Below are 25,690 nucleotides of genomic sequence, written 5' to 3'. Positions count from 1 at the left end.
TTTGCATGACAAATAAATGTCATTTCCGCAGCAAAGACGTGACAAGACAGACGGCGAGGCGCGTGTGCAACACCATGAAAAAAGCGGCCCCGAGGAGCCGCTTTTCTGGATTGATCAATCCCGCACGGAAAAGATCAGGCGGTCACGCCATCCGCCACGTCCTTGAACTCGGCGATCTTGTCGAAGTTCAGGTATTGGTAGATCTTGTCGCCGTTCTGGTTGATGACACCGATGTCGGCCAGGTACTCTTCCTTGGAAGGAATGCGGCCCAGCTTGGAGCAGATGGCCGAGAGTTCAGCCGAGCCCAGATAGACGTTGGTGTTCTTGCCCAAGCGGTTGGGGAAGTTGCGCGTGCTGGTGGACATCACGGTGGCGCCCTCCTTCACCTGGGCCTGGTTGCCCATGCACAGCGAGCAGCCGGGCATTTCCATGCGAGCACCGGCCGCGCCGAACACGCCATAGTGGCCTTCTTCGGTGAGCTGGTGCGCGTCCATCTTCGTGGGCGGGGCCATCCACAGCTTGACGGGGATGTCCTTCTTGCCTTCGAGCAGCTTGGAGGCTGCGCGGAAGTGGCCGATGTTGGTCATGCACGAACCGATGAACACTTCGTCGATCGCGGCACCGGCCACGTCCGACAGCGTCTTGGCGTCATCGGGGTCGTTGGGGCAGCAGACGATGGGTTCGGTGATCTCGGCCAGGTCGATCTCGATGATGGCAGCGTAGTCGGCGTTGTCATCGGGTTCAAGCAGCTGGGGGTTGGCCAGCCAGGCTTCCATGGCCTTGATGCGGCGGCCGATGGTGCGTGGGTCAGCATAGCCCTGGGCGATCATGTTCTTGAGCAGCACGATGTTCGAGTTGATGTACTCGATCACGGGTTCCTTGTTCAGGCGCACGGTGCAGCCGGCAGCAGAGCGCTCGGCCGATGCGTCGGACAGCTCGAACGCCTGCTCGACCTTCATGTCCGGCAGGCCTTCGATTTCCAGGATGCGGCCCGAGAAGATGTTCTTCTTGCCCTGCTTGGCCACGGTGAGGTGGCCGGCCTTGATGGCGTACAGCGGGATCGCGTGCACCAGGTCGCGCAGCGTGACGCCGGGCTGCATCTTGCCCTTGAAGCGCACCAGCACCGATTCAGGCATATCGAGGGGCATCACGCCCGTGGCGGCAGCGAACGCCACCAGGCCGGAGCCGGCGGGGAAGCTGATGCCAATGGGGAAGCGGGTGTGCGAGTCGCCGCCGGTGCCCACGGTGTCGGGCAACAGCATGCGGTTGAGCCAGCTGTGGATGATGCCGTCGCCGGGCTTGAGCGAGATGCCGCCGCGCGTGCTGATGAAGTCGGGCAGCTCGTGGTGCATCTTCACGTCCACGGGCTTGGGGTAGGCGGCCGTGTGGCAGAAGGACTGCATCACCAGGTCGGAGCTGAAGCCCAGGCAGGCCAGGTCCTTCAGTTCGTCGCGGGTCATGGGGCCGGTGGTGTCCTGCGAGCCGACCGAGGTCATGCGTGGTTCGCAGTACGTGCCGGGCACCACGCCCAGGCCTTCGGGCAGGCCGCAGGCGCGGCCGACCATCTTCTGCGCCAGCGTGAAGCCCTTGCCGGTGGCGGCAGGCACTTGCGGCAGGCGGAAGAGCGTCGAAGGAGGCAGGCCCAGGGCCTCGCGGGCCTTGGTGGTCAAGCCACGGCCAATGATCAGCGGAATGCGGCCGCCAGCGCGCACTTCGTCAAACAGCACTTCGCTCTTGACTTCGAATTCGGCGATGACGTTGCCATCCTTGAGCGCCTTGCCAGCGTAGGGCAGCAGTTCGATCTCGTCGCCCATGTTCATCTGGCTCACGTCCAGCTCGATGGGCAGTGCGCCGGCGTCTTCCATGGTGTTGTAGAAGATGGGGGCAATCTTGCTGCCCAGGCACACGCCGCCGAAGCGCTTGTTGGGCACGAACGGGATGTCTTCGCCCGTGAACCACAGCACACTGTTGGTGGCGGACTTGCGGCTCGAACCCGTACCAACCACGTCACCCACATAGGCCACGAGATTGCCCTTGGCACGCAGGTCTTCGATGAACTTCACGGGACCGCGCTTGCCATCTTCTTCGGGGGTGATGCCGTCGCGCTTGTTCTTGAGCATGGCCAGGGCATGCAGCGGGATGTCGGGGCGGCTCCAGGCGTCGGGGGCGGGCGACAGGTCGTCGGTGTTGGTTTCGCCGGTGACCTTGAGCACGGTGAGCTTGATGCTCTGGGGCACTTCGGGGCGGCTGGTGAACCACTCGGCATCGGCCCAGCTTTGCAGCACGGACTTGGCGAAGGTGTTGCCCTTGTCGGCCTTTTCCTTGACATCATGGAACTGATCGAACATCAGGAGCGTCTTCTTGAGCGCTTCGGCGGCGACAGAGGCCACGGCCGCATCGTCCAGCAAGTCGATCAGGGGGGTGAGGTTGTAGCCACCCAGCATGGTGCCCAGCAGCTGCGTGGCGCGCTCGCGGCCAATCAGCGTGCACACCTCGGTACCGTGGGCCACGGAAGCCAGGTAGCTGGCCTTGACCTTGGCGGCGTCGTCCACACCGGCGGGAACGCGGTGCGTGATCAGGTCCACCAGCGTGGCTTCTTCACCGGCAGGCGGGTTCTTGAGCAGCTCGATCAGTTCCGCAGTCTGCTTGGCGCTCAACGGCAGGGGTGGAATGCCGAGGGCAGCGCGCTCGGCCACATGGTCACGGTAGGCTTTCAACATCATTTTTCTCCGGTTGCGTTCTAAAGTGGGGCGGCGCGCAGTGCGGTGGCGATTTCAACGGCCGGGCCGCCTGCGTGCGCAAAGGTTGTGCGGTTTTTTCTTCGGTGGTGCCGCGCCAGGCGACTGCTTACTTCAGGGGTTCCAGCACGCTCACAGGCGGGTTCTTCTTGATGGCCTCAGCCACCACCAGTTGCTGCGGGCTCATGCATTCGTCGGCCAGGCGCTGGCCCAGCTTTTGGTTCATCAACATGGACTTGTTGGCGATCTGCAGCCAGACCGCGCCGCCCTTCTGGTCCTCCAGGCGCACCGTGCCCGTGGTGGTGGTCACCGGGGCCATGAAATACTTGAAGCCCTTGCCTTCCACATGGAAGTGACCGGGGCTTGCGGGCTCGGCCGTGACAGTGACGAAGGCCCCCAGCTCACAGGGGATGCGGCCCACATGCACGCGTTCGGCGATGGCCAGCTCAGCAGGCGAAAGAGCAGCCTCTGCGGCGATGATGCCGGCTGCCACCTGGTTGGTTGCGCTCTTGAGCTGGGTGCGGCTGCTGGTGCCTTCCGTTTTGGCCTCGGTGGATTTTTTGGTGGCAGAGGCCTTGTCCGCCGTCTTGGCAGACTTCGCTTCAGCCTTTGGGGCGGACTTCGCCGCAGGTTTTGCAGCGGCCTTGGTCTCTGCCTTGGGTTCGGTCTTGGCGGGGGTTTGCGCCATGGCAAGGGCCGGAGCCAGCAGCATCAGGGCAGAGGCGATAAAAGATTTCATGGAAGGTCCAGCGTCGAAGAGTTCAGGAATGTTCACAACGGAACGGAGGCCGACGCGCCAAACCAATGGCGGACGGCGAGAGGAAGTGCGCGCCCGGTACGGTGGGCACGCTCCAGCATCTGCCAGTAAAAGCGATAACTGGCACGGTCATGCAAAGCGCCCTCAAAACTGATGGGAGCCCAATCAGAATCAGCGGCAAAAGCTATTATTTTTGAAGCAATTTCAATGTCATCCTGCTGGGGCGCAAACGCCTGCAGGATGGGTCGGATCTGCGCGGGGTGGATGCTCCACATCCGGGTGTAGCCCAGCTCGCGCGCGGCCCGGCTGGCAGCGCCTTGCATGGCCGCCGTATCGGCAAATTCCGTCACCACACAGTGCGATGGCACCTTGCCATGGGCATGGCAGGCGGCAGCAATCTCCAGCTTGGCACGCACCACCAGCGGGTGCGAAAACTGTCCCGCCGAAGTCATGCCCTGCGCAGGGATGGCGCCACCATGGGCCGACACAAAGTCCATGAGGCCAAAACTCAGGCTCTGCACACGGGGGTGGGCGGCAATCTCGAAAGCACGGTGCACCGCCGCAGGGGATTCGATGAGGACGTGGATCGGCACCTGGCCCGCTGATGCTTGCTCCAGCGCGCGTTCCACCTGCAGCACATCGTCCACCGACTCCACCTTGGGCACCATGAGGTGGCTGAGCCTGTGACCCGCTTCGCCCGCTATCGTGGCGACATCATTGGCAAAAGCCGGGTGGTCCACCGCGTGGACCCGTGCGGCCACTCGGGCGCCCGGTGCAGCCCCCAGCGCCAGATTGGCAACCAGCCGCGCGTGGTCGGACTCCAGCCCAACGGGAGCGCCGTCTTCACAATCGAGGGTGACATCAAAGACGCAGGTACCGAACTCCTGCATCATTTCGGCCTGCAGTTGCAGGCTCTTGCGCATGCGCGCTTCCACGCCGCTGTAGTGGTCACAGACCGGCAGAAAGCCTGTCTGCGCCTGGGCGCCCAGCAGCACATCGCGGGGATGGGGTGGCGCAGCGCCCTGCCCCTGCGCGGGGACCCGGGCGGCCCGAAGGCCCGATGCCTGTAGCGTCGGCTGCATTGCGCTCACCTGGCTTACAGCAGGTGCTTGACGCCGTCTTGCTCGCCTTGCAGCTCAGCCAGCGTGATGTTGATGCGCTCTTGCGAGAAAGCGTCGATTTCCAGACCTTCAACGATCTTGTATTCGCCGTTTTCGCAGGTGACAGGGAAACCGAACATGGTGTCCTTCGGAATGCCGTACTGGCCGTCCGATGGGATGCCCATGGTGACCCACTTGCCGTTGGTGCCCAGGGCCCAGTCGCGCATGTGGTCGATGGCGGCGTTGGCAGCCGAGGCAGCCGAAGACAGGCCACGGGCTTCGATGATGGCGGCACCGCGCTTGCCCACGGTGGGCAGGAAGGTGTTGGCGTTCCATTCCTGGTCGTTGATCATCTTGGCGACGCTTTCGCCGTTGATGGTTGCGAAGCGGTAGTCGGCGTACATCGTGGGCGAGTGGTTGCCCCAGACGGTCAGCTTTTCGATGTCGGCCACGGCCTTGCCGGTCTTGGCAGCGACTTGGCTGGCAGCGCGGTTGTGGTCCAGGCGCAGCATGGCGGTGAAGTTCTTGCGTGGCAGGTCAGGTGCCGACTTCATGGCGATGTAGGCATTGGTGTTGGCAGGGTTGCCCACCACCAGCACCTTCACGTTGCGCGAGGCCACGGCGTTCAGTGCCTTGCCTTGTGCCGTGAAGATGGCGCCGTTGACGGCCAGCAGCTCGGCGCGTTCCATGCCGGGGCCACGTGGGCGCGAACCCACCAGCAGGGCATAGTCGGCATCCTTGAACGCGGTCATGGGGTCGCTGTGGGCTTCCATGCCAACGAGCAGGGGGAATGCACAGTCATCCAGCTCCATCATCACGCCCTTGAGCGCTTTCTGGGGGCCTTCAACCGGCACTTCGAGCAATTGCAGGATGACGGGCTGGTCCTTGCCGAGCATTTCGCCGGAGGCGATGCGGAACAGCAGGGCGTAACCGATTTGACCAGCGGCACCGGTGACGGCGACGCGAACAGGCTTCTTGCTCATGGTGAAAACTCCAGGGAAGTGAGGAAAACAGGTGTGAGTGCAACGCAAGCACCAGCGCCTGTTACCAGCAGCCCGTGCCCCGCAAAACAGCCTTGGAGTGTACCGCTGATTGAGCACCTCGGTCAATTTGTCTTATGTCTTATATAAGATATGATTGACACCCTGACACAGCCCGCACATCACCTCGTGTGCGGCCCGCCTTTTTCCCGATCGCCATGTCCTCGCTTCCGCTCAACGCCGACAACCCTGCGCAGCCTTCGGCGGGCGCAGGCTCTGCCACGCCCGCGTTCAGCCCGCTGTACCAGCAAATCAAGGGGCTCATCCTGCAGAGCCTGCAGCAGGGTGAATGGAAACCCGGTGAATCGATCCCCAGCGAGATGGAGCTGGCCGCCCGCTTTCGGGTGAGCCAGGGCACGGTGCGCAAGGCCATCGACGAGTTGGCGGCCGAAAACCTCGTGATGCGGCGCCAGGGCAAGGGGACCTTCGTGGCCACCCATGCCGAGCAGCATGTGCAGTACCGCTTCCTCAAGCTCATGCCCGACACCGGCGACGTCCGCGTGGAGGGTCCCGCACAGCGCCAGGTGATCGACTGCCGGCGCATGCGTGCCAGCGCCGACGTGGCGCGTGCGCTGGCGCTGCGCAGTGCCGATCCGGTGGTCCAGGCACGGCGGGTTCTATCGTTTGCGGGCGTGCCCACCATCCTCGAGGACATCTGGCTGCCCGGCCAGGCTTTCAAAGGGCTGACGGCAGACCAGCTGGCGAACTACCAGGGCCCCACGTACGCCATGTTCGAGCTCGATTTCGGCGTGCGCATGGTGCGCGCCGAGGAGAAAATACGCGCCGTGCTGCCTGACGCCGAACAGGCGGCCATGCTGCAGATCCCGCAGGCCACGCCGCTGCTGAGCGTGGAACGCATTGCCTACACCTACAACGACGTTCCGATGGAGTTACGGCGCGGCCTGTACCTGACCGACACCCACCACTACCGTAACGAATTGAGCTGACACCACCCTGGCAACCGAGCGGAAACGTAGAACATTGGGGCTAGAGCAAACTCTTCTTGTTGCGTTGCAATAGAATTTTGCGTTCTTTGCATCTTCAAATTACAAAGCAGTTACATCCACGAAAGCACACAACATGACAGAACTCGCCAAAAAACGGCCTGAATTCCGCAACATCAATGCCTTCAAGGACCTGACCACCTACCGCATGACGCCTGCAGCGTGGGTTTCGATCCTGCACCGCGGCAGCGGGCTGATCATGTTCCTGCTGCTGCCTTTCATCATCTGGATGTTCGACACCTCGGTGTCGTCCGAAATCTCGTTCGCCAGGTTCACGGCGGCCTTCAATATCGGCATCGGCTTCGTGCCCGGCTGGTTCATCAAGCTGGTGGCACTGGCATTGATCTGGTCCTACCTGCACCACTTCACCGCCGGCCTGCGCCACTTGTGGATGGATGTGAGCCACAGCGCAGTGAACAAGGAATTCGGCAAGACCTCGGCCCTGGCGGTGCTCGCGATCAGCATCACGCTGGCCCTGGTGCTGGGCGCCAAGCTCTTCGGCCTGTACTGATCAACCCATAAAAACGGTGGCTGCTGCCAGGCAGTGTCCACCGAAGAACGAGAGGAAATTCCCATGTCCGTCAATTACGGTTCCAAGCGCGTCGTCGTCGGCGCCCACTATGGCCTGCGCGACTGGCTCAGCCAGCGCGTCACGGCCATTCTGATGGCCCTGTTCACCCTGGCCCTGCTGGCCCAGGTCATTTTTTCCAAGGGCCCCATCGGCTACGACAAATGGGCCGGCATCTTCTCGGCCCAGTGGATGAAGGTGTTGACCTTCTCCGTGATCATTGCGCTGGCCTGGCACGCCTGGATCGGCCTGCGTGAAGTCTTGATGGACTACATCAAGCCCGTGGGCCTGCGCCTGGCGCTGCAGGTGTTCAGCATCGTCTGGCTGGTCGGCTGTGCTGGCTGGGGTATCCAGGTTCTGTGGCGTCTCTGAATCCCACGACTGAAGGCAAAAAATAATGAGCTACACCAACGCTAACATCACCAAGCGCAAGTTCGACGTCGTCATCGTCGGCGCAGGCGGCTCCGGCATGCGTGCCGCGCTTGAACTCTCCCGCGCAGGCCTGAACGTGGCCTCGCTGTCCAAGGTGTTCCCCACCCGTTCGCACACCGTGGCGGCACAGGGCGGCGTGAGCGCATCCCTGGGCAACATGTCCGAGGACAACTGGCACTACCACTTCTACGACACCATCAAGGGCTCCGACTGGCTGGGCGACCAGGACGCCATCGAGTTCATGTGCCGCGAAGCACCCAAGGTCGTGTATGAGCTGGAACACTTCGGCATGCCGTTCGACCGCAACCCCGACGGCACCATCTACCAGCGCCCCTTTGGCGGCCACACGGCCAATTACGGCGAAAAGCCCGTGCAACGCGCTTGCGCCGCCGCTGACCGCACCGGCCACGCCATGCTGCACACTCTGTACCAGCAGAACGTGAAGGCCAAGACGAATTTCTTCGTCGAATGGATGGCCCTGGACCTGATCCGCGACGCCGACGGCGACGTGGTGGGCGTGACCGCCCTGGAAATGGAAACTGGCGACCTGTACATCCTGGAAGCCAAGACCGTGCTGCTGGCCACCGGCGGTGCGGGCCGCATCTTTGCGGCATCGACCAACGCCTTCATCAACACCGGTGACGGCCTGGGCATGGCGGCACGTGCTGGCATCGCGCTGCAGGACATGGAATTCTGGCAGTTCCACCCCACCGGCGTGGCCGGCGCTGGCGTGCTGCTGACCGAAGGCTGCCGTGGCGAAGGCGCCATCCTGCTCAACAGCAATGGCGAGCGCTTCATGGAGCGCTACGCGCCCACCCTGAAGGACCTGGCACCGCGCGACTTCGTGTCCCGCTCGATGGACCAGGAAATCAAGGAAGGCCGTGGCTGCGGTCCCAACAAGGACTACGTGCTGCTCAAGCTCGACCACCTGGGCGCGGACACCATCCACAAGCGCCTGCCGTCGGTGTACGAGATTGGCGTCAACTTCGCCAATGTGGACATCACCAAGGAACCGATCCCCGTCGTGCCCACCATCCACTACCAGATGGGCGGCGTGCCGACCAACATCAATGGCCAGGTGGTAACGCAGGCCAATGGCATCAACAACTCCGTGGTGAACGGCCTGTACGCGGTGGGCGAATGCGCCTGCGTGTCGGTGCACGGTGCCAACCGCCTGGGCACCAACTCGCTGCTGGACCTGCTGGTGTTTGGCAAGGCCGCTGGCCGCCACATCGTCGAGTTCAACAACAAGAACAAGGAACACAAGCCCCTGCCCAAGGATGCGGCCGACCGCACCCTGGAGCGCCTGAACCAGCTCGACAAGTCGAACGAAGGCATCTACGCACAGAACCTGGCGGGCGACATCCGCGCCACCATGCAGCAGCACGCTGGCGTGTTCCGCACCCAGGTCAGCATGGACGAAGGCGTGCAGAAGATCGCCGAGATCCGCAGCCGCGTGGGCAGCGTGACCCTGAAGGACAAGTCCAAGGTGTTCAACACCGCCCGCATCGAAGCACTGGAAGTAGACAACCTGATCGAAGTCGCGCAGGCCACCATGGTCTCGGCCGCTGCCCGCAAGGAATGCCGTGGCGCCCACACTGTGTATGACTACGAGCACCCTGCAGACCATGCAGAGTTCCCGCTGGGCCGCAATGACAAGGAGTGGATGAAGCACACCCTGTGGTACAGCGAAGGCAGCCGCCTCGATTACAAGCCGGTCAACCTCAAGCCCCTGACGGTGGACAGCGTGCCCCCCAAGGTCCGTACGTTCTAAACAGTAGCCCCACGAGAGAAGAACCATGCAAAAACGCACATTCCAAATCTACCGCTACGACCCGGACAAGGACGCCAAGCCCTACATGCAGACCATCGAGATCGAACTCGACGGCCATGAGCGCATGCTGCTGGACGCACTGGTCAAGCTCAAGGAACAAGACCCCACGCTGTCGTTCCGCCGCTCGTGCCGCGAAGGCGTCTGCGGCTCGGACGCCATGAACATCAACGGCAAGAACGGTCTGGCCTGCCTGACGAACATGAACACCCTGAAGGGCACCATTGTTCTGAAGCCCCTGCCCGGCCTGCCAGTCATCCGCGACCTGATCGTGGACATGACGCAGTTCTTCAAGCAGTACAACTCGATCAAGCCCTACCTGATCAACGAAGAACTGGCCCCGGACCGCGAACGCCTGCAGTCCCCCGAAGAGCGCGACGAGCTCAACGGCCTGTACGAGTGCATTCTGTGCGCCAGCTGCTCCACGAGCTGCCCCAGCTTCTGGTGGAACCCTGACAAGTTCGTGGGCCCTGCCGGCCTGCTGCAGGCCTACCGCTTCATCGCCGACAGCCGCGATGACGCCACGGCCCAGCGCTTGGACAATCTGGAAGACCCGTACCGCCTGTTCCGCTGCCACACCATCATGAACTGTGTGGACGTGTGCCCCAAGGGCCTGAACCCCACCAAGGCCATCGGCAAGATCAAGGAACTGATGGTGCGCCGCGCCGTCTGACCCCGATCTGCACTGCAACGCCAGGCCAGCCATGGAAAACCTTTTCACCATATCCCTTGCCCCAGCAGCAGCCTCGCCGCTGCTGGACGAGCGTGAATTGAGCAAGCTGCACTGGCGCTGCCGGCGCGGCCTGCTGGAGAACGATCTGTTCATCGAACAGTTCTTCGCCCGCTACGAGCCCATGCTGACCCAGCGCCATGCGCAGGGCATGCGCGAGCTCATGGACCTGGCGGACAACGACCTGCTGGACCTGCTGCTGCGGCGGCGTGAGCCCGCAGGCGAGCAAGACACGGAAGAAGCGCGCGAAGTGCTTGGCATGCTCCGACAAAGTGGCGGTGCTCTGGCGGTTCACGCCTGATACCCCCCGTCTGCATGCCCCAAGACCGGATCATCATCGGCAACCCACCCAAGGAAAGTAACAATGAAGCTAGCTGACAACAAAGCCACCCTGTCGTTCAGTAACGGCGGCCCCAGCGTGGACCTGCCGGTCTACCAGGGCACCATCGGCCCGGACGTCATCGACATCCGCAAGCTGTATGCGCAGACGGGCATGTTCACCTACGACCCGGGCTTCCTGTCGACGGCAGCCACCCAGTCGGCCATCACGTACATCGATGGCGACAAGGGCGAACTGCTGTACCGCGGCTACCCCATTGAGCAGTTGGCGCAAAACTGCGACTTCCTGGAAACCTGCCACCTGCTGCTGTACGGTGACCTGCCCAACGAAGCCCAGAAGACCGACTTCACCAGCCGCGTGACCAACCACACCATGGTCAACGAGCAGATGCAGTTCTTCCTGCGTGGCTTCCGCCGTGACGCGCACCCGATGGCGGTGCTGACCGGCCTGGTCGGCGCCCTGTCGGCCTTCTACCACGACAGCACGGACATCAACAATCCGCAGCACCGCGAGATCGCAGCCATCCGCCTGATCGCCAAGATGCCCACCCTGGTGGCCATGGCATACAAGTACGGTGTGGGCCAGCCCTACATGTACCCGCAGAACAACCTGTCCTACGCCGGCAACTTCCTGCGCATGATGTTCGGCACGCCCTGCGAAGAGTACAAGGTCAACCCCGTGCTGGAACGCGCGCTGGACCGCATCTTCATCCTGCACGCAGACCACGAGCAGAACGCATCGACCTCCACCGTGCGCCTGTGCGGCTCGTCCGGCACCAACCCGTTTGCCGCCATCGCAGCTGGCGTGGCCTGCCTGTGGGGCCCCGCCCACGGTGGCGCCAACGAAGCTGCCCTGAACATGCTGTACGACATCCAGGCCCAAGGCGGCGTGGAAAAGATCGGCGACTTCATCAAGCAGGTCAAGGACAAGAACTCCGGCGTCAAGCTGATGGGCTTTGGCCACCGCGTGTACAAGAACTACGACCCGCGTGCCAAGCTCATGCAAGAGACTTGCAATGAAGTGCTGGCCGAACTGGGCCTGGAAAACGACCCCCTGTTCAAGCTGGCCAAGGAACTGGAAAAGATCGCCCTGGAAGACGACTACTTCGTGCAGCGCAAGCTCTACCCGAACGTGGACTTCTACTCCGGCATCGTGCAGCGCGCCATCGGCATCCCTGTGAACCTGTTCACCGGCATCTTCAGCCTGGCCCGCACCGTGGGCTGGATCGCCCAGCTCAACGAAATGATCGGCGACCCCGAGTACAAGATCGGCCGCCCACGCCAGCTGTTCACCGGCTCCGAGCGCCGCGACGTGCCGCCACTGGCCAAGCGCTGATCGGCACGGCGCCCCGCGCCGTCCACCGCACCCACAAAGCCCGCAGGCAGTGCCTGCGGGCTTTTTTCATGGCGAATCGGCTCGCAGTGGGCAATTTTGCGGCCCCTGGGAGTCAGTCTCAAGGACCAGATCAATCCATACTACCCCCTAGTAAATAGGAATTTATGGCCGCTAGCGCTTTATCTATGAGCACCATCGATCTATACTACACCCCAGTACACTCAACACCCGCAGACAACAAGCGCCGAGCGCCAGCCTGACACCCCTGTTCCCCATGCCCCACACCGCTGAAGACAAGCAACGCGCCGTCACCCGATTGCGCCGCATCAAAGGCCAGGCCGAGGCACTGGAGCGTGCCGTGGAAGCCGGCAGCGAATGCGCCCCCATCCTGCAGCAGCTCGCCGCCATGCGCGGCGCCGTGCACGGGCTGATGGCCGACCTGCTGGACAGCCATGTGCGCGAGATCCTGGCGGAAAAGCCTGCGCCATCGCAGCAGGCCGTGGACGAAACACTGTCGCTACTGCGCTCGTACCTCAAATAGGCAGCCCACCCCCTACCGATTGACTGAAAGGACCACCCCATGAAATCCCGCGCCGCCGTCGCCTTCAAAGCCGGAGAACCCCTGCAGATCGTCGAAATCGACGTGGCCCCCCCCAAGAAGGGCGAAGTGCTCATCAAGATCACCGACACCGGTGTGTGCCACACCGACGCCTTCACGCTCAGCGGTGACGACCCCGAAGGCCTGTTCCCCGTCGTGCTGGGCCATGAAGGCGCCGGCATCGTGGTGGAAGTGGGCGAAGGCGTGACCAGCGTGAAGCCGGGCGACCATGTGATTCCGCTGTACACCGCCGAATGCGGCGAATGCCTGTTCTGCAAGAGCGGCAAGACCAACCTGTGCGTGGCCGTGCGCGCAACGCAGGGCAAGGGCGTGATGCCCGACGGCACCACCCGTTTCAGCTACAACGGCCAGCCGATCTACCACTACATGGGCTGCAGCACCTTCAGCGAATACACCGTGGTGGCCGAGGTGTCGCTCGCCAAGATCAACCCCCAGGCCAACCCCGAGCAGGTCTGCCTGCTGGGCTGCGGCGTGACCACGGGCCTGGGCGCGGTGAAGAACACCGCCAAGGTGCAAGAGGGCGACACGGTGGCCGTGTTTGGCCTCGGCGGCATTGGTCTGGCCGTGATCCAGGGTGCCAAGCTGGCCAAGGCGGGCCGCATCATCGCCGTGGACACCAACCCCTCCAAGTTCGACCTGGCCCGCACCTTTGGCGCCACCGACTGCGTGAACCCGAAGGACTTCGACAAGCCGATCCAGCAGGTCATCGTCGAGATGACCACCTGGGGCGTGGACCACAGCTTTGAGTGCATCGGCAACGTCAACGTGATGCGCGCGGCGCTGGAATGCGCGCACCGCGGCTGGGGCCAGTCGGTCATCATCGGCGTGGCCGGGGCGGGGCAAGAGATCAGCACCCGCCCCTTCCAGCTCGTCACCGGCCGCAAGTGGCTGGGCACGGCGTTTGGCGGCGTCAAGGGCCGCAGCGAGCTGCCCGGCATGGTCGAAGACGCGATGGCGGGCAAGATCCAGTTGGAGCCCTTCGTGACCCACACCATGGGCCTCAAGGACATCAACGAAGCGTTTGATTTGATGCACGAAGGCAAGTCCATCCGCTCCGTGGTCAAGTACGCGGCCTGAACCTGCACAGCGGACGGGCGTTTGAGGCAAAAACAGCCTCCAGCGCTTGTACAACAAGCGCCAACAGCTATTCATTTCAGAGCACCCACCATGACCACCTCCCTGGAACTCCTCAGCAGCCACGCCTGCTTCGGCGGCGAGCAGCGCTTCTACCAGCACGCCTCCACCGAGATCGGGCTGCCGATGAAGTTCTCGGTGTTCCTGCCCCCGCAGGCGCAGCAAGGTCCCGTGCCCGCCCTGCTCTTCCTGGCGGGGCTGACCTGCACCGAAGAAACCTTCATGGTCAAGGCCGGCGCCCAGCGCCTGGCCGCCGAACTGGGCCTCGCACTCATCGCACCCGACACCAGCCCGCGCGGGGCCAACGCGCCGGGCGAGGCCGACAGCTGGGACTTCGGCGTGGGCGCGGGCTTCTATCTGGACGCCACGCAAACGCCGTGGCGCACCCACTGGCGCATGGAGAGCTACCTTCTGAAGGAGCTGCTGCCGCTGGTCTCGGCCCAATTGCCCATCGACGGCACCCGCCTGGGTATCACCGGCCACTCGATGGGCGGGCATGGCGCGCTCACGCTGGCGCTGCGCCATCCGGGCCGATTCCAGAGCCTGTCGGCCTTTGCCCCCATCTGCGCGCCCACCCAGTGTCCGTGGGGCGAGAAAGCCTTCACAGGCTACCTGGGCGCAGACCGCACGGGATGGATCGAGCACGACGCCACGGTGCTCATGCAGCACCAGCCGGTCGCGCCCTACCCTGCGGGCATCCTCATCGACCAGGGCCTCTCCGACAAGTTTCTGGCCGAGCAACTGCATCCGCACCTGTTCGAAGCCGCCTGCCAGGCCATCGGCCAGCCACTCAGCCTGCGCCGCCACGCGGGCTACGACCACGGCTACTACTTTGTGCAGAGCTTCGTGGCCGACCACCTGCAGCACCACGCTGCTGCCTTGGCATAGGCTGGCTGGCCCACCAACAGCCGGCAGATCGGGCCCCCTTCAAGGGCGGCAGGGCTCTGCGGGGCCTCAGTTCCCCCAATTCTGAGCAAATGTTAATGCGGCCTTAAGCCTCGGGCGCCACAGTGCGCCCCATGCCTTTGATCCTGCAGCGCCTGCTGCTTCCCCACCTGGCCACGGGCGCCCCGCCCCAGCCTGCTTCCACCGCAACACGCGCCCTGCACCCCGCCTGGGTGGTGGTGCTCATCAGCACCTGGCTGGCCACGGCCTGCAACGTGCCGCTGTGGCGCGAAGTGGCGCAGTTGCCCGGCCAGGGCAGCCTGCGCGGCTGGGGCTTTGCGATCGCGTTTGCGCTCATCGTGGCCGCCGGCAATGCCGCACTGCTCACCCTGCTGGCCTGGCGCTGGACGCTCAAGCCTGCCGCCGCCGTGCTGGTGGTCATGGCTGCGTTCGGCGCGTATTTCATGCTGGCCTACGGGGTGGCCATCGACGCCAGCATGCTCACCAACGTGCTGCAAACCGATGTGCACGAGGCAGGCGACCTGCTCAACGCACGCATGCTGGCCACCGTGCTGGCGCTGGCGGTGCCTCCGCTCTTGTGGCTGCTGCGCCGCCGCGTGCAGCGGCTGAGCCCGCTGCGCCACGCGGCGCACAACGGGCTGCTGCTGGCGGGCTCCATCGCCATCATCGTGGTGTGCCTGCTGCTGGTGTTCCAGGACTTCGCCTCCACCATGCGCAACCACACCAAGCTGCGCTACCTCATCAACCCGCTCAACAGCGTGTACGCGCTGGGCAACATCGCCACCAAGCCCCTGCGCATGGACACCAGCAAGCTGCTGCCCCTGGGGCGCGATGCGCAGCTGGGCGCCAGCTATGCAGGCCAGGCCAAGCCCCCGCTGCTGGTGCTGGTGCTGGGCGAAACCGGTCGCAGCGGCAACTTCGGCATCAACGGCTACGAACGCAACACCACACCGCTGCTCGCGGCCCGCGCCGACCTCATCAGCGCCCGCAACGCCTGGTCGTGCGGCACCAGCACCGCCGCATCCGTGCCCTGCATGTTCTCGCACCTGGGTCGCACGGGCTACGAGGCGCGCGCCGCCAACTTCGAGAGCCTGATCGACGTGCTGCACCATGCGGGCCTGGCCGTGCTGTGGGTGGACAACCAGTCCGGCTGCAAGGGCGTGTGCGACCGCCTTGGCGACGTCAACACATCCACGCTGAAAGACCCCGCCCTGTGCCCCACCAGCGGCGAATGCCTGGACCGCGTGATGCTGAAAGACCTGGATGCGCGCATAGCCGCACTGCCCGCCGAACAACGCCAGCGCGGCACCGTGGTGGTGCTGCACCAGATCGGCAGCCACGGACCGGCGTATTCCAAACGCTCTGCGCAGGACCTCAAGAAATTCCTGCCCGAGTGCACCTCGACCGCGTTGCAGGAATGCGAGCGCCAGCAGGTGGTGAACGCCTATGACAACAGCATCCTCGAGACGGACTTTTTCCTCGACTCGGTGCTCAAATGGCTCTCAGCGCATGAAGATAAAGCGCAGACAGCTATGGTTTATGTAGCAGACCACGGCGAATCACTGGGCGAGAACAACCTCTACCTGCACGGCCTGCCCTACAGCATTGCGCCCGACGTGCAAAAACATGTGCCCTGGATCACCTGGCTGTCGCCTGCCATGCAGGCGCGCACAGGCGCACCCACGGCCTGCCTGCAGCGGGACCTGGCCGAACGGCGCGTCACGCACGACCACTACTTTCACTCGGTACTGGGCCTCATGGATGTAAAAACGGGCGCCTACAACCCCGACCTGGACATGCTCGCCCTGTGCCGCGGCTTGGCGGCTGAAGCGGCCGCCAAGCCCGTTGCAAAACCCATTGCACAGCCCGCTTGAAAACCGGTTCTGCAACGCCCGACGAACGTCAATCGAGCTGTCCCTGGCAGACATATTTGGTGTGCAGGTAGTCGTCCAGCCCATGCGTTGAGCCTTCGCGCCCATAGCCCGACTCCTTCACCCCGCCAAACGGCGCGGCCTCTGCGGCCAGCGCCCCTTCGTTGATGCCCACGATGCCGGACTCCAGCGCGTCTGCCACGCGCCAGATGCGGCGCACGTTCTGGCTGTAGAAGTAGGCCGCCAGGCCAAACGGCGTGTCGTTGGCGGCGGCGATGACTTCGGCCTCGTCGTCAAACACGGTCAGCGGTGCCACGGGGCCAAAAGTCTCTTCGCAGGCACAGGCCATGGTGGCGTCCGCGCCGGTGAGCACGGTGGGTGCGTAGTAGGTAGCACCGAGTTCGGCCAGGCGCTTGCCACCCGTGAAAACCTTCGCCCCCTTGGCCACGGCGTCATTCACATGGCGCTCGATCTTCTCCACCGCGCGGTCGTTGATCATGGGGCCGATCTGGGAGGCCGGGTCGCTCGCCGGGCCCACCTTCAGCGCCGCCACGCGGGCCGTGAGCCGGGTGGCAAACGCATCGAACACATTGCGCTGCACAAACACCCGGTTGGGGCACACGCAGGTCTGGCCGCCGTTCCTGAACTTGGCGGCCATGAAACCGTCCACGGCCGCATCCACATCCGCGTCGTCAAACACAATGAAGGGCGCATTGCCACCCAGTTCTAGCGACAGCTTCTTGAGCGTGTCCGCACTGCGGCGCGCCAGATGCTTGCCCACAGGGGTGGAGCCCGTGAAGGTGATCTTGCGCACGCGGCTGTCGTCGAGCCACACATCCACCACGGCGGGCGTGTTCTGGCGTGAAGCGGTGACGATGTTGAGCACACCCGGCGGCACCCCGGCCTCGTGCGCCAGCAGCACCAGGGCCAGCGAAGTCAGCGGGGTGTCTTCAGCGGGCTTGCACACCACGGTGCAGCCGGCCGCCAAGGCCGGGGCGATCTTGCGCGCGATCATCGCCGCCGGAAAGTTCCAGGGCGTGATGGCCGCCACCACGCCCACGGGCTCCTTGAGCGCAAACATGCGGCGGCCCGGCACCGGGGCGGGAATGACCTCGCCGTTCATGCGCGTGGCCTCTTCGCCAAACCATTCGATGTAGCTGGCCGCATAGGCCACTTCGCCCTTGCCCTCGGCCAGGGGTTTGCCCTGCTCGCGCGAGATGAGCTTGCCCAGGTCGTCCTGGTGGGCCAGCACCAGGTCGTTCCAGCGCTTGATGATGGCGGCACGCTGCTTGGCAGGCACCTTGCGCCACGCGGGGAATGCGGCGTGTGCAGCGTCCAGGGCCGCCAGCGCCTCGGCAGCACCGGAGTCGGGCACGGAAGCGATGGTGTCGCCGGTGGCGGGGTCGGTCACGTCAAGCCGGGCGCCGGTGGCCACGGTCCATTCGCCAGCGATGAAGTTGGCGCTGCGGATCAAGTCGGAACGGGTGAGGGTCAGGGACATGGCGGGAAGGTAAAAATTTGAACAAAAATGGCTTCTAGCGCTTATCCATCATGCGCGAGTAGCTATATTTTTAGGAGCAATGGCGCACCACCGGCCTAGCCGTTGGCCACCCGCTGTGCAATGGCCTGTCCCACCTGCGTGGTGCTGGCCGTGCCCCCCAGGTCCGGCGTGCGCGGCCCGCTCTTGAGGGTGTCTTCAATCGCCGCCACGATGGCATCGTGCGCCAACCTGCCCGCCCCCTGGCCCTGGGTGAGGAAGTCCAGCATCAGCGCGCCGGACCAGATCATGGCAATCGGGTTGGCGATGTTCTTGCCGTAGATGTCCGGCGCCGAGCCATGCACGGGCTCGAACAGGCTGGGGAAGTGGCGCTCGGGGTTCAGGTTGGCCGATGGCGCCAGGCCAATGGTGCCGGTGGTGGCCGGACCCAGGTCGGAGAGGATGTCGCCAAACAGGTTGGTGGCGGCCACCACGTCAAAGCGGCCCGGCTGCAGCACAAAGCGGGCGGTGAGGATGTCGATGTGCTGCTTGTCCAGCGTGACCTCGGGGTAGTCCTTGGCCACATCGTCCGCCCTCTGATCCCACCAGGGCATGCTGATGGCGATGCCGTTGCTCTTGGTGGCCAGGGTGACGTGTTTCTTGGGGCGGCTCTGGGCCAGATCGAAGGCGAACTTCAAGAGGCGGTTGGCCCCGTGGCGGGAGTAGACCGATTCCTGGATCACGATCTCGCGGTCGGTGCCTTCGTACATGATGCCGCCCAGGGACGTGTACTCGCCCTCGGTGTTCTCGCGCACCACGTAGTAGTCGATGTCGCCGGGCTTGCGGCCGGCCAGGGGGCAGGGCACGCCCTCGAACAGGCGCACGGGGCGCAGGTTGATGTACTGGTCGAACTCGCGGCGGAATTTGAGGAGAGACCCCCACAGGGACACATGGTCGGGCACGGTGGCGGGCCAGCCCACGGCGCCAAAGAAGATGGCGTCCATGCCCGAGAGCTGGGCTTTCCAGTCGTCGGGCATCATCTGGCCGTGGGTGGCGTAGTAGTCGCAGCTGGCCCATTCGAAGGTGTGGCATTCGAGTTCGAAGCCAAAGCGTGCTGCGGCGGCTTGCACCACGCGCAGGCCTTCGGGCATCACTTCCTTGCCTATGCCGTCTCCGGCAATGACTGCAATGCGGAACGCGGGGATCATGGATTTTTCCTTCTTCGTTCTCAATGAAGCATTCAGGCGGCCACCGCCAGGGTGGGTGCCTCCACAGGGCGCGGCACGTCGCGCTCTTCCAGCCAGCCCTGGCGCAGCTCAGGCACCGAGGCGGCCAGCAGCTCGTAATACGGATGGTGGGGACCCCGGTCAAAGTCGGCACGCGCCACCTGGTCCAGCTTGCGGCCGTGCTGCATGACGATGATCTCGTCGCACACCGACCGCACGGTGTGCAGATCGTGGCTGATGAAGAGGTACGACACGCCCAGTTCGCGCCGCAGGTCGGCCATCAGGTCGAGCACGGCCGCGCCCACCACGGTGTCCAGCGCCGACGTCACCTCGTCGCACAGGATCAGGTCGGGCTCAGCCGCCAGGGCACGCGCCAGGTTCACCCGCTGCTTCTGCCCGCCCGACAAGCCGCCAGGCAGGCGTTGTGCCACCGAGTGCGGCAGGCGCACCAGGTCCAGCAGCTCGTGGATGCGGCGCTGCAGCGCAGGCCCTTTCAGCCCCTTGTAGAACTGCAGCGGGCGCGCCAAGATGCGTTCAACGGTCTGCGACGGGTTCAGCGCCGTGTCCGCCATCTGGAAGACGATCTGGACCTGCCGCAGCTCTTCCTTGCTGCGCTGGCGCAGGTCGGGCAGCAGCTCACGCCCGTTGAACAGCATGCTGCCCTTGCACGGAGCAATCAGCCCGGCGATGGCACGGGCCAGCGTGGTCTTGCCCGAGCCGGATTCGCCAATCACGCCAACGGCCTGGCCCCGGTAGAGCTTGAAGTTGATGTCCTCCAGGATCAGCGTGGCGGGCTGCCCCTTGGAGTCCACAGTGCCGTAACCGGCGGAAAGCTCGCGCACCTCCAGCAGCAGCTCGCCCTCGCCCTTGCAGTGCTCGGCGGCACGGGGTGCCGGACGGGCGGCCGCCAGCAGGCTCTGGGTGTATTCGTGCGCGGGTTCGGACAGGATGCGTGCCGTGGTGTTGACCTCTTGCGCCTTGCCGCCGCGCAGCACCAGGATGTGGTCGGCCATCTGCGCCACCACGGCCAGGTCATGGCTCACGTACACCGCCGTGGCGCGGCGCTCGCGCACCACGCGGCGAAAGGCGCGCAGCACTTCGATCTGCGTGGTCACGTCGAGCGCCGTGGTGGGCTCGTCCAGAACCACCACCTCGGGGTCGGTGATCAGTGCCATGGCCGCCATGAGCCGCTGCAGCTGCCCGCCCGAGACCTGGTGCGGGTAGCGCTGGCCAATGGTGTCGGGGTCGGGCAGCGCCAGTTCACGAAACAGTTGCACCGCCTTGGCCTCAGCCTCAGCGCGGGACAGGGTGGCATGGATGCGCGCAGGCTCCACCACCTGGTCCATGATGGTGCGCGAGGGGTTGAACGAGGCCGCCGCGCTTTGCGCGATGTACGACACGGTGCGGCCGCGCAAGGCCCGTTGCCCCGCGGCCGAAAGCTTCAGCACATCGGTGTCACCAATGCGGACGCTGCCGCCCGAAATGGCACAGCCGCGCCGGGCATAGCCCATCAAGGCCAGGGCCGTGGTGGTCTTGCCCGAGCCCGACTCGCCAATCAGCGCCAGCACCTCGCCGGGTTGAATGACAAAGCTCAAGTGATCGACCAGAGTCTGATCCCCCGCCGTGATGTGCAGACCTTCTACGATGACCGAAGCACCCATCTATAGCTCCTTAGCGTTCACGGGCGGCACGGCCCGGCAGGTTGTCGATCACCAGATTGACCGCAATCGTGAGGCTGGCAATGGCCATGGCCGGTGCGATCACCGACGCACTGCCCTCGGGCAAGGCCCCGATGTTTTCACGCACCAGCGAGCCCCAGTCGGCCTCGGGGGGCTGGATGCCCAGGCCCAGAAAACTCAGGCTGGCCAGCAGCAGCACCACGTACACAAAGCGCAGGCCCAGGTCGGCCAGCATGGGCCCCAGGATGTTGGGCAGGATCTCGCGCAGCATGATGTAGAGCGTGCCCTCACCCCGCGTGCGGGCCACGGTCACATAGTCCAGGGCATTGATGTTCACGGCCAGCGAACGGGCAATGCGAAAAGCGCCAGGCACGTAGATGAGCGCAGCGGTGAACACCAACATGCCAATCGATGATCCAAACCCTGCCACCAGCACCAGCGCAAACATCTTGCTCGGGATGGAAGTCAGGGTATCGAGCAATCGGCTCAGGACAGCATCAAGCACCGTGCCGCTGGCCGCCGCCAGCAGTGCCAGTACCGTGCCCGTGCCGCTGGCGATGAGGGTGGCCACCAAGGCCACGCCCACCGTGTAGCGGGCCCCCTGCACCACGCGCACGAGCATGTCGCGCCCCAGATAGTCGGTGCCCAGCCAGTGCATGGCATCCATGGGCGCGTAGACGACCGAGGCCTGCAGGTTGACCAGGTGCGCGGGCAGCAGCGCAGGGCCCGCCAGCGCTGCGAACAGCCAGAACACCAGAATGGCCAGCCCCACCAGGCCGGAGAAACCAAAACCGGCCAACCAGTGCAGCACCCCGCCCCGCAGCGGCACATGCACCAGCGCGGGGGCGCCAGAAGAAGGAGGAAGCGTATCCATCAGAAAAGTCCCCAGTCGTTGAGCATCAGCGGTGGCGCAGACGCGGGTTGGCCACAATGCCGCACACATCGGCCAGCGTGACCAGCAGCAGGTAGCCGGTGCAGAAAATCATGGCGCAGGTCTGCACCAGCGGCATGTCGCGCTGGGTGACACCATCCACCATGAGCTTGGCGATGCCGGGGTAGTTGAAGATGGTCTCGATCACGATCACACCACCCAGCAGGTACGACAGCGACAGCGCCACCGCATTCGCAATGGGGCCCACCGCGTTGGGCAGCGCATGCGCCAGCACCATCCGCAGGGGCGAAGCACCCTTGAGGCGCACCATCTCGATATAGGGGGCTTCGAGCTGGTCGATAACCGCCGCACGCGTCATGCGCATCATCTGCGCCACGATCACGCAGCACAGGCTGAGCACTGGCATGGCAAAGGCGCGCAGCATCTGCCCCACCGATTCGATGTCGCTCACATACGAAAGCGCGGGCAGCCAGCGCAGCTGCACCGCAAACACCAGCACCGCCAGCGTGGCCACCAGAAACTCGGGCACCGACACTACCGCCACCGACAGGCTCGACGCTATGCGGTCCAACCACGAACCCCGCCAGACTGCGGACGAGATACCGAACAACAGGGCGATGGGCACGGAAAACAGCGCGGTCACCGCAGCCAGCAGCAGCGAATTGGGCAACCGGCTGCCCACCAGGTCGGCCACGGGCATCTGCGTGGTCACGGACTGCCCCAGGTCACCGCGCACCGCACCCCAGAGCCACTTGAGGTAGCGCTCGGGGGCGGGCACATCGAGCCCCATCTGCGCACGCAACGCAGCCAGGGCCTCTGGGGTCGCTTCCTGGCCAAGCTGCTCTTGCGCGGCGTCGCCCGGCAGTACGGCGGTGATCGAGAACACGATCACCGACACCGCCAGCAGCGACAACAGCGCAATGAGCAGGCGCTTGGCCAGCAGCGAGAAAATCACGCGGTTCATGCAAAACCTTCCGTTGCAGATTGCCAGCCCGGCGCGTCAAGCATCGAGCCAGACGTGCTCGGCGAAAGCGTAGCCCATCAGGCCGCCCAGCGGAATGGGTGCGAGCCCCTTGAGCTTGGAGCTGTGCCCGTCAATGCTGGCCAGGAACAGCGGGATGCCGATACCCGCTTCGGTGTGGATCATGGTCTGCATGTCGGCATACATCTGCTTGCGTTTGGTCAGGTCCGTTTCGGCGCGGGAAGCGAGCAGCAACTGATCGAACTGAGCGCTCTTCCAGCGCGACTCGTTCCAGGCGGCGTCCGACTTGAAGAACTGCGTGAGGATGGTGTCGGCACTGGGACGGGGATTGACGTTGCCAAAGCCGACGGGGCTGTTCAGCCAATGGTTGGACCAGTAGCCATCGGCGGGCATGCGCTTGACATCGATGTCGAGCCCGATTCGCTGCCCGGCTTGTTGCAGCAGCAGCGCAATCTCCACCGAGTACATCGCGGCGGGCGAAGTCACCATGGGCACCTTGCCCGTCACGCCAGACTTTTGCAGATGGAACTTCGCCTTGTCCAGGTCGAAGGGGCGCTGCGGCAGGTCCTTGAAGTAGAAACGGTTGGTGGGGTCGATGGGCTGGTCGTTGCCCAGCACTGCGTAGTCGAGCGCAATGGTCTTCTTCATCTGCTCGCGGTCGAACAGGAACTTCATGGCCTGCGCAAAATCAGGGTTCATGCCGGGGCCCATATCCTTGCGCATGATGAGGTCGGAATACTGGCCCGACTGCGTCGTGAAGATGCCAAAACCGGGTGTGCCCTTGACACGCGCCACCGAGCGCGGATTGACCGATGCCACGAGGTCCATGCCCCCAGAAAGCAACGCATTCACGCGGGCCGTTTCGTCGCCAATGCCCACGAACTCGATTTCATCCAGGTACGGTTTGCCAGGCTTCCAGTAGGCATCGTTGCGCACCACCAGCGAGCGCACGCCCGGTTTGAACTCCTTGAGCTTGTAGGGCCCCGTGCCAATGCCAGCATTGAAGTCGGTGGTGCCCTCCTTGACGATGTGGAAGTGGAAAGTACCCAGGATCACCGGCAGGTCGGAGTTGGGGGCCGACAGCACGACAGTCACTTCGTTGGGGCCGCTGGCGCGCACGGCCTCGATCTGGTCGGCCAGCACCTTGGCCTTGGACGCGGTGGCCGGGTCCTTGTGGCGCAGGATGGAGAACACCACGTCGGCGGGCGACAAGGCCTTGCCATCATGGAACACCACGCCCTTGCGCAGGGTGAACACCCAGGTCTTGGCATCCTGCGTGTTGAAAGATTCGGCCAGCGCGGGCTGGGGCGTGAGCGAACCATCCAGCGCGGTCAGGCCGTTGTAGAGCATGTTGCCGCGCGAGTAGTCGGTCTGGTTGGACTGCTTGGCCGGGTCCAGCGTGTCGGTGGCAGCGGCCGTGGCGCCCGCCACGCGAATGCGTCCACCGCGCCGGGGCGTCTGGGCATGGGCCGATGTGGCCAACCCGGCCATGCTGCCAGCCACCGTGGCCTGCATGCCACAAGCGGTCAGCATGGCCAGCACGTCACGCCGGGTAGCCCCCCGCTTGAGCGAGTCCATCACGCGAAGGCTCTCGCTGGGACCGACAAGTTTCTGGAACTGTTTGTGGCTATCGCTCATGGTCATGCTCCTGGTTGAAAAAAAGGGAGGGGGTCGTGGGATCGTTGTCGTCAAAAAATCAAACGGATGTGGGCTCTTTCGGTCGTCTCGCCGTCAAGCCAACCGGTCTTTGAGCCGGAAATACAGGCCCACCGCGGGCAGGAACCAGGGGGGCCCGAAGTGACCGGGAATGGCAGGCCAGTCGCGGCCCTTCCAGGGGTTGGCACTGGCATCACCCGCCATCACGTCGGCCATGCACTGGCCCATGTGGACGGACATCTGCGTTCCATGGCCGCTGTAGCCCATGGAATAAAACAGGCCATCGCGTTCACCCGCATGTGGCAGGCGGTCCTGGGTCATGTCCACCAGGCCACCCCAGCAGTAGTCCAGCCGCACCTTGCCCAACTGAGGGAACGTGGCAGCCAGGCCTGCACGCAGGACCTCGCCACTGGCGGCATCGGACTGCGGGCTGGAGATGGCAAACCGTGCACGACCGCCAAATACCAGGCGGTGGTCGGCCGTGAGGCGAAAGTAATGGTGGATGTTCGCAATGGTGGTGTAGGTGCGGCGCTCTGCCAACAAGGCGCTGGCACGGTCGGCACCCAGAGGCTCGGTCACCACGATGAAGCTGCCAATCGGCACGATGCGCCGCCGCAGCCAGCCAAAGCTGCCGTAGCCGCCGTGGCGGGATGCACCTGTGGCCAACAGCACCTGGTTGGCCCGCACCACGCCACGGTCGGTGTGCAGGCGGTGCACCTGCCCCTGCACACGTTCCACGCGGTTCACCCGCGTATCGGTGTGGACCTGCGCCCCATGGCGCTGTGCGGCCTGGGCCAGGCCCTGGGCAAAGCGCCCCATGTGCATCTGCGCGCTGCGCTTGTACAGCAGCCCGCCCATGAAACGCTCGCTCTGCACTTCGGCCTGCACGCGCGCCGCGTCAAGCACCTGCACGTCGGTGTCCACACCGTCGGCCACCAGGCGCTCGGCGCTGCGGTGCAGTGCGTCCATCTGGTAGGCCTTGGTGGCCAGCTTGAGCTTGCCGTGTCGCAGAAAGTCGCAGTCAATGCCTTCCTCGCGCACCAGGCGGGCCACGGTATCCACCGCGTCGTCGTAGGCGTGGTACCAGGCGCGGGCCTGGTCAACACCCACCCTGGCAGCCACATCGGCATAGTCCACCGCCAGGCCATTGTTCACATGGCCGCCATTGCGGCCTGAGGCCTCGGGGGCCACCGTGGCGCCGGCTTCCAGCACCACCACACGGGCACCCCGCCGGGCCAGCGCCAGGGCCGCAGACAGCCCCGTGAAGCCGCCACCCACAATGGCCACATCGACCTGCGCAGGCAGCGCCGGGGCCGCCGCGCCAGGCAATGCGGGCAGCGAGTCGTTCCAGTAGGAGTCGAGCTTCATGGTGT

General features: G+C 64.5%; 22 protein-coding genes. 11 read left to right on the top strand and 11 right to left on the bottom strand.

Going from position 1 to position 25,690, the window contains the following annotated elements; translation table 11 throughout:
* Positions 1-134 precede the first annotated feature (134 nt).
* From acnB to ARADN35_RS0106225, 4 genes are all read right to left on the bottom strand, one after another.
* Positions 135-2,720 (bottom strand): bifunctional aconitate hydratase 2/2-methylisocitrate dehydratase, encoded by a 2,586-nt coding sequence (gene acnB, locus ARADN35_RS0106240; protein WP_010460204.1) that lies wholly within the window; start codon positions 2,718-2,720, stop codon positions 135-137.
* 127 nt (positions 2,721-2,847) lie between these two features.
* Complete coding sequence (locus ARADN35_RS0106235) at positions 2,848-3,477, bottom strand: hypothetical protein (protein WP_010460202.1); 630 nt, start codon at positions 3,475-3,477, stop codon at positions 2,848-2,850.
* A gap of 32 nt (positions 3,478-3,509) precedes the next feature.
* The gene (locus ARADN35_RS0106230) at positions 3,510-4,577 is read right to left on the bottom strand and encodes an HpcH/HpaI aldolase/citrate lyase family protein (RefSeq protein ID WP_010460200.1); all 1,068 of its coding nucleotides are present in this window, start codon (positions 4,575-4,577) and stop codon (positions 3,510-3,512) included.
* Between the two features lie 14 nt (positions 4,578-4,591).
* Positions 4,592-5,578 carry a malate dehydrogenase gene (locus ARADN35_RS0106225; protein ID WP_010460198.1) on the bottom strand — a complete coding sequence of 329 codons (987 nt, stop codon included), beginning with the start codon at positions 5,576-5,578 and terminating at the stop codon, positions 4,592-4,594.
* Positions 5,579-5,793: 215 nt separating this feature from the next.
* Here ARADN35_RS0106225 and ARADN35_RS0106220 point away from each other — a divergent pair, with 215 nt between their 5' ends.
* The 11 genes from ARADN35_RS0106220 to ARADN35_RS0106170 all read left to right on the top strand — a co-directional run bounded on the left by ARADN35_RS0106220 (position 5,794) and on the right by ARADN35_RS0106170 (position 16,408).
* Positions 5,794-6,582 (top strand): GntR family transcriptional regulator, encoded by a 789-nt coding sequence (locus ARADN35_RS0106220; RefSeq protein ID WP_010460196.1) that lies wholly within the window; start codon positions 5,794-5,796, stop codon positions 6,580-6,582.
* A gap of 133 nt (positions 6,583-6,715) precedes the next feature.
* On the top strand, positions 6,716-7,150 hold the full coding sequence (gene sdhC, locus ARADN35_RS0106215; protein ID WP_010460194.1) for a succinate dehydrogenase, cytochrome b556 subunit: 435 nt from the start codon (positions 6,716-6,718) through the stop codon (positions 7,148-7,150).
* A gap of 63 nt (positions 7,151-7,213) precedes the next feature.
* Positions 7,214-7,579, top strand: a complete 366-nt coding sequence (gene sdhD / locus ARADN35_RS0106210; protein ID WP_010460192.1) for a succinate dehydrogenase, hydrophobic membrane anchor protein — start codon at positions 7,214-7,216, stop codon at positions 7,577-7,579.
* A gap of 25 nt (positions 7,580-7,604) precedes the next feature.
* On the top strand, positions 7,605-9,413 hold the full coding sequence (gene sdhA / locus ARADN35_RS0106205) for a succinate dehydrogenase flavoprotein subunit (RefSeq protein WP_010460190.1): 1,809 nt from the start codon (positions 7,605-7,607) through the stop codon (positions 9,411-9,413).
* A 25-nt stretch (positions 9,414-9,438) separates the two neighbouring features.
* On the top strand, positions 9,439-10,143 hold the full coding sequence (locus ARADN35_RS0106200) for a succinate dehydrogenase iron-sulfur subunit (RefSeq protein WP_010460189.1): 705 nt from the start codon (positions 9,439-9,441) through the stop codon (positions 10,141-10,143).
* Positions 10,144-10,174: 31 nt separating this feature from the next.
* Positions 10,175-10,501 (top strand): FAD assembly factor SdhE, encoded by a 327-nt coding sequence (locus tag ARADN35_RS0106195; RefSeq protein WP_010460187.1) that lies wholly within the window; start codon positions 10,175-10,177, stop codon positions 10,499-10,501.
* Positions 10,502-10,564: 63 nt separating this feature from the next.
* Positions 10,565-11,875 carry a citrate synthase gene (locus tag ARADN35_RS0106190; protein ID WP_010460185.1) on the top strand — a complete coding sequence of 437 codons (1,311 nt, stop codon included), beginning with the start codon at positions 10,565-10,567 and terminating at the stop codon, positions 11,873-11,875.
* Between the two features lie 274 nt (positions 11,876-12,149).
* Complete coding sequence (locus tag ARADN35_RS0106185) at positions 12,150-12,416, top strand: metal/formaldehyde-sensitive transcriptional repressor (protein WP_010460183.1); 267 nt, start codon at positions 12,150-12,152, stop codon at positions 12,414-12,416.
* A 39-nt stretch (positions 12,417-12,455) separates the two neighbouring features.
* Complete coding sequence (locus ARADN35_RS0106180) at positions 12,456-13,571, top strand: S-(hydroxymethyl)glutathione dehydrogenase/class III alcohol dehydrogenase (RefSeq protein WP_010460181.1); 1,116 nt, start codon at positions 12,456-12,458, stop codon at positions 13,569-13,571.
* 90 nt (positions 13,572-13,661) lie between these two features.
* Positions 13,662-14,516, top strand: a complete 855-nt coding sequence (gene fghA, locus ARADN35_RS0106175; RefSeq protein ID WP_010460180.1) for an S-formylglutathione hydrolase — start codon at positions 13,662-13,664, stop codon at positions 14,514-14,516.
* A gap of 131 nt (positions 14,517-14,647) precedes the next feature.
* Positions 14,648-16,408 carry a phosphoethanolamine transferase gene (locus ARADN35_RS0106170; RefSeq protein WP_010460178.1) on the top strand — a complete coding sequence of 587 codons (1,761 nt, stop codon included), beginning with the start codon at positions 14,648-14,650 and terminating at the stop codon, positions 16,406-16,408.
* A gap of 28 nt (positions 16,409-16,436) precedes the next feature.
* Here the strand turns inward: ARADN35_RS0106170 and ARADN35_RS0106165 are convergent, their stop codons facing one another.
* The 7 genes from ARADN35_RS0106165 to ARADN35_RS0106135 all read right to left on the bottom strand — a co-directional run bounded on the left by ARADN35_RS0106165 (position 16,437) and on the right by ARADN35_RS0106135 (position 25,685).
* A complete protein-coding gene (locus ARADN35_RS0106165) occupies positions 16,437-17,906 on the bottom strand; it encodes an NAD-dependent succinate-semialdehyde dehydrogenase (protein WP_010460177.1) in 1,470 nt (489 codons plus the stop codon).
* 95 nt (positions 17,907-18,001) lie between these two features.
* The gene (locus ARADN35_RS0106160; protein ID WP_010460175.1) at positions 18,002-19,090 is read right to left on the bottom strand and encodes a tartrate dehydrogenase; all 1,089 of its coding nucleotides are present in this window, start codon (positions 19,088-19,090) and stop codon (positions 18,002-18,004) included.
* Positions 19,091-19,122: 32 nt separating this feature from the next.
* Complete coding sequence (locus ARADN35_RS0106155) at positions 19,123-20,769, bottom strand: ABC transporter ATP-binding protein (RefSeq protein ID WP_010460173.1); 1,647 nt, start codon at positions 20,767-20,769, stop codon at positions 19,123-19,125.
* 10 nt (positions 20,770-20,779) lie between these two features.
* Positions 20,780-21,661 carry an ABC transporter permease gene (locus ARADN35_RS0106150; protein ID WP_010460171.1) on the bottom strand — a complete coding sequence of 294 codons (882 nt, stop codon included), beginning with the start codon at positions 21,659-21,661 and terminating at the stop codon, positions 20,780-20,782.
* Positions 21,662-21,686: 25 nt separating this feature from the next.
* On the bottom strand, positions 21,687-22,643 hold the full coding sequence (locus tag ARADN35_RS0106145) for an ABC transporter permease (RefSeq protein WP_010460169.1): 957 nt from the start codon (positions 22,641-22,643) through the stop codon (positions 21,687-21,689).
* A gap of 36 nt (positions 22,644-22,679) precedes the next feature.
* On the bottom strand, positions 22,680-24,299 hold the full coding sequence (locus ARADN35_RS0106140; RefSeq protein WP_010460167.1) for an ABC transporter substrate-binding protein: 1,620 nt from the start codon (positions 24,297-24,299) through the stop codon (positions 22,680-22,682).
* Positions 24,300-24,392: 93 nt separating this feature from the next.
* A complete protein-coding gene (locus tag ARADN35_RS0106135; RefSeq protein ID WP_010460164.1) occupies positions 24,393-25,685 on the bottom strand; it encodes an NAD(P)/FAD-dependent oxidoreductase in 1,293 nt (430 codons plus the stop codon).
* Positions 25,686-25,690 lie beyond the last annotated feature (5 nt).

It is taken from the genome of Acidovorax radicis N35, from assembly GCF_000204195.1.
GTDB classification, from domain to species: Bacteria; Pseudomonadota; Gammaproteobacteria; order Burkholderiales; family Burkholderiaceae_C; genus Acidovorax; species Acidovorax radicis.
Note: the sequence above shows the minus strand (reverse complement) of the source record. Positions and strands in the feature narration are given on the sequence as shown.